The organism is Candidatus Limnocylindria bacterium (genome assembly GCA_036523395.1).
Taxonomy (GTDB): domain Bacteria; phylum Chloroflexota; class Limnocylindria; order P2-11E; family P2-11E; genus CF-39.
Map to the genome: position 1 here is coordinate 1 of DATDEH010000064.1, position 4089 is coordinate 4089.

A 4089-nucleotide genomic window follows, 5' to 3' on the forward strand; every position below is an offset into this window, starting at 1 on the left:
CGAAGGCGCGGAAGTCGGCCTGGCCCTTGAGACTCAGCGTCTTGGTGATGGCCGCGGTGAGCGTGGTCTTGCCGTGGTCGATATGACCGATGGTGCCGACGTTCACGTGCGGCTTGGTGCGCTCGAATTTCTTTTTCGCCATTTTCTTATCGCAGCGGGACGAGCCCCCTGCAACCCCCCTTTGCCCTTCTACTTCGCCTTGGTGATCGCGTCCGCGAGGTTCTGCGGCAGGATCTCGTAGTGATCGAACTCCATCGATGACGTGCCGCGGCCCTGGGTCGCGGAACGCAGCGAGGTCGTGTACTCGAACATCGTCGCAAGCGGCACGTACGCGGTGATGACGCTCGCGTTGCCGCGCTCGGTCATACCGGCGACGTGGCCGCGGCGGCTGTTGAGGTCGCCGATGATGTCGCCCATGTACTCCTGCGGGACGACGACCTCGACCTTCATGATCGGCTCGACGATGACCGGGTTGCCCCGCTGGACGGCGTCCTTCAGGGCCATCGAGCCGGCGATCTTGAAGGCCATCTCGTTGGAGTCGACCTCGTGCTGCGAGCCGTCGATCACGGTGACCTTGAGGTCGACGACGGGGTAACCGGCGATGACGCCGTTCTCCATCGCTTCCTTGATGCCCGCCTGGATCGCCTTCGACCACTCCTTGCTCAGGCCCTGGCCCTTGACCTTCCAGTCGAACTCGAAGCCTGCGCCACGGTTCAGCGGCTCGAACTCGGCGATGACATGGCCCCACTGGCCCTTGCCACCGGACTGCCGGACGTAGCGGCCCTCGGCCTTCACCGGCTTGGTGATCGCCTCGCGGTAGGCGACCTGCGGCCGACCCACGTTGGCGGCGACTTTGAACTCGCGCCGCATGCGGTCGACGATGACCTCGAGGTGCAGCTCCCCCATCCCGGAGATGAGCGTCTGAGCCGACTCGGGGTCGGTATGCACGCGGAAGGTCGGGTCCTCCTCCGCCAGGCGCGCGAGCGCGAGCGACATCTTCTCCTCGTCGGCCTTCGTCTTGGGCTCGACGGCGATCTGGATGACCGGCTCGGGGAACTTGATCGTCTCGAGCACGATCGGCTTGTCCGGGTCGCAGAGGGTGTCGCCGGTGAAGGTCTGCTTGAGGCCGACGGCGGCGGCGATGTCTCCGGTCGCCACGAACTCCACGTCCTCGCGGTTGTTCGCGTGCATCAGGATGATCCGTCCGATGCGTTCCCGCCGGTCCTTGGTCGGGTTGTAAATGGTGTCGCCCGCCTCGAGCACGCCCGAGTAGACACGGAAGAAGGCGAGCTTCCCGACGAACGGGTCGCTCATGATCTTGAACGCGAGCGCGCTGAACGCTTCTTCATCGCGCGGCGCGCGGATCATCGGCTCGCCGGTCTTCGGGTCGACACCCTCCATCGGCGGGACGTCCAGCGGTGACGGCAGGTAGTCGACGATCGCGTCAAGCATCGGCTGCACGCCCTTGTTCCGCAGCGCGGCGCCGCAGAGCACCGGCACCAGCTTGTTCGCGATCGTGGCCGCGCGCAGCGCGGTGCGGAGCTCCTCGGGCGTGATGTGGTGCTCCTCGAGGTAGCGGTGCAGCAGCTTGTCGTCGGTCTCGACGACCTTCTCCACCATCGCCTCGTGTGCCGCCTTCGCTTCCTCGAGCATGTCGGCCGGGATCTCTTCGACGATCGGATCGGCCGGTGTGTCCTGCGGCCAGAGCATCGCCTTCATCTCGATGAGGTCGATGACGCCGCGGAACTTGTCCTCGCTGCCGATCGGCAGCTGGATCACGGCCGGGTTCGCGCCAAGGCGGTCGACGATCATGGCGACGCAGCGCTTGAAGTCCGCGCCCAGCCGATCCTGCTTGTTCACGAAGCAGATGCGCGGGACCTTGTACTTGTCGGCCTGGCGCCACACGGTCTCGGACTGGGGCTCGACTCCGGCGACACCGTCGAACACGACGACCGCCCCGTCGAGGACGCGCAGCGAGCGCTCCACCTCAACGGTGAAGTCCACGTGCCCGGGCGTGTCAATGATGTTGACGCGATGATCTTTCCAGAAACATGTCGTGGCGGCCGCGGTGATCGTGATGCCACGCTCCTGCTCCTGCGGCATCCAGTCCATGGTCGCGGCGCCGTCGTGGACCTCGCCGATCTTGTAGATCTTCTTGGTGTAGAACAGCACGCGCTCGGTGACGGTCGTCTTGCCCGCGTCGATATGCGCGATGATCCCGATGTTGCGATAGCGCTCCAGCGGGTATTCGCGCTTGACGTTCACGGCCTTAGTCGACTTCGTTTCGATCATTTCAGCTGCCGCTACCACTTGTAATGAGAGAAGGCCTTGTTGGCCTCGGCCATCTTGTGCGTCTCTTCTTTGCGACGGACGGCGCCGCCGGCGTTGTTCATCGCGTCCACCAGCTCGCCGGCGAGACGATCGGCCATCGACTTGCCCGGGCGCTTGCGCGCGGCCTGGATCAGCCAGCGCATCGCGAGCGAGGTGCGACGGTCCGCGCGGATCTCGACCGGGACCTGGTAGGTCGCGCCACCGACGCGCCGCGGCTTGACCTCGATGAGCGGCATCGCGTTCTTCAGCGCGAGCTCGAAGACCTCGATGCCCGGTTTGCGGGTCGTCGTCTCCGCCTGCGTGAGGGCGCCGTAGATGATCCCTTCGGCGGTCGTGCGCTTACCGCGCTGCATGAGGTTGTTGTTGAACTGCGCGAGCAGCACGTTGCCGTACTTGCGGTCGGGAATGGTCTTGCGCTCCTGCGGGCGAGCTCGTCGTGGCACTTAGGACGCCTTCCTCTTCTTGGGGTTGGGGTTCTTCGCGCCGTAGAGGCTGCGGCCGCGCTTGCGGTCCTTGACCCCCGCGGTGTCGAGCGTGCCGCGGACGATGTGGTACTTCACCGACGGAAGGTCCGGCACTGCGCCGCCCTCGATGAGGACGACGGAGTGCTCCTGAAGGTTGTGGCCGATCCCCGGGATGTAGGCCGTGACCTCCATCCCGTTGGTCAGGCGGACACGCGCGATCTTCCGCAGCGCCGAGTTCGGCTTCTTCGGGGTCATCGTCCGGACGACCGTGCACACACCGCGCTTCTGGGGCGCGCCACGACGCAGCTTGGTGTGGCGACCCTTGAGCGAGTTCCAGGTCGTGCGCAGGGCAGGCGTGTCTACCTTCTTCTTCTGCGCCTTTCGCCCGCGACGGACCAGCTGCGAGATCGTTGGCACGTGGACTCCTTCTGTTACGTCTCTGGTGGGCACGCGGACGCACCAAAGAGGACTCTTGACCGATGTGCGATTGGGCCCCCAACCGACCGAAGAGCCGACCCTCGCGGGTGCGGTCCTCAGGCGCAGCGCGGCCGCGGTCACAAAATCGCGAACGGGCCGATGCGCGAAATGACCGCCCTGTCACAGGCGGTCACCGTCTCGAAAGACAGCCGAAGGTGAAGTTTAGGGGGTTTCATTACGGTTGGTCAACCGCGGAGGGCCGCAGGAGTCGCTAGCCGGCGCGACCAACGTCCTGGCGACTGCCCAGCCGGGTCGCCTGGCGAGCAAACGACTCGCGATAGAAGGCGATGCTGCGTGTCCACGACTCGCACGCCGGCCGGTATCCGGGCGTGCTCTCGTCCTCGAGTGAGGCCCTGAGGAAGCCGTGGCCGAGCCCCGGATAGACGTGGAACGCGTGCTCGACGCCCGCCGCGGTCAGCGCGGCATCCAACTGCTTCACGTTGTCCATTCCCACTCCGGCATCCTGGTCGCCCCAGAGACCGAGGATCGGACCTTTCATCTTCGGAGCAAGGTCGATCGGCCGCGCGGACGTGCGCGCATCGGCCGGGAAGCCGTAGTAGCAGACCGAGGCGGCGATGTCCGTGCGGCCCGCGGTCAGCAGCAGGACGATCGTCCCGCCCATGCAGAAGCCGATCGTGCCGATCGCGTCCGTCGTGTCGTTGCGCACGCGCAGCCAGTCGAGGGCAGCGGACATGTCGTCGACGGTGCGCGAGAAGTCGAGTCGTTTCGCGCGCGCCATAGCCGCGTCACGCGTCGGTTCTTGGAGCGCGCCTTCGCGGAAGAAGAACTCGGGCGTGGCCGCGACAAAGCCCGCCTG

At 65.9% G+C, this 4089-nt stretch carries 5 protein-coding genes; all 5 read right to left on the reverse strand.

Translation table 11 applies throughout. The annotated features are described in order from the left end of the window. The coding region (locus VI056_08885) for a GTP-binding protein (GenBank protein HEY6203147.1) at positions 1–142 on the reverse strand (142 nt) is incomplete at its 3' end. 47 nt (positions 143–189) lie between these two features. Further along, on the reverse strand, positions 190–2265 hold the full coding sequence (fusA, locus tag VI056_08890) for an elongation factor G (GenBank protein ID HEY6203148.1): 2076 nt from the start codon (positions 2263–2265) through the stop codon (positions 190–192). 38 nt (positions 2266–2303) lie between these two features. Continuing rightward, complete coding sequence (gene rpsG, locus VI056_08895; GenBank protein ID HEY6203149.1) at positions 2304–2774, reverse strand: 30S ribosomal protein S7; 471 nt, start codon at positions 2772–2774, stop codon at positions 2304–2306. Next, positions 2775–3212, reverse strand: a complete 438-nt coding sequence (gene rpsL / locus VI056_08900; protein HEY6203150.1) for a 30S ribosomal protein S12 — start codon at positions 3210–3212, stop codon at positions 2775–2777. A 271-nt stretch (positions 3213–3483) separates the two neighbouring features. Continuing rightward, positions 3484–4089 (reverse strand): dienelactone hydrolase family protein (locus tag VI056_08905; GenBank protein ID HEY6203151.1); only part of this gene is annotated, 606 nt, incomplete at its 5' end.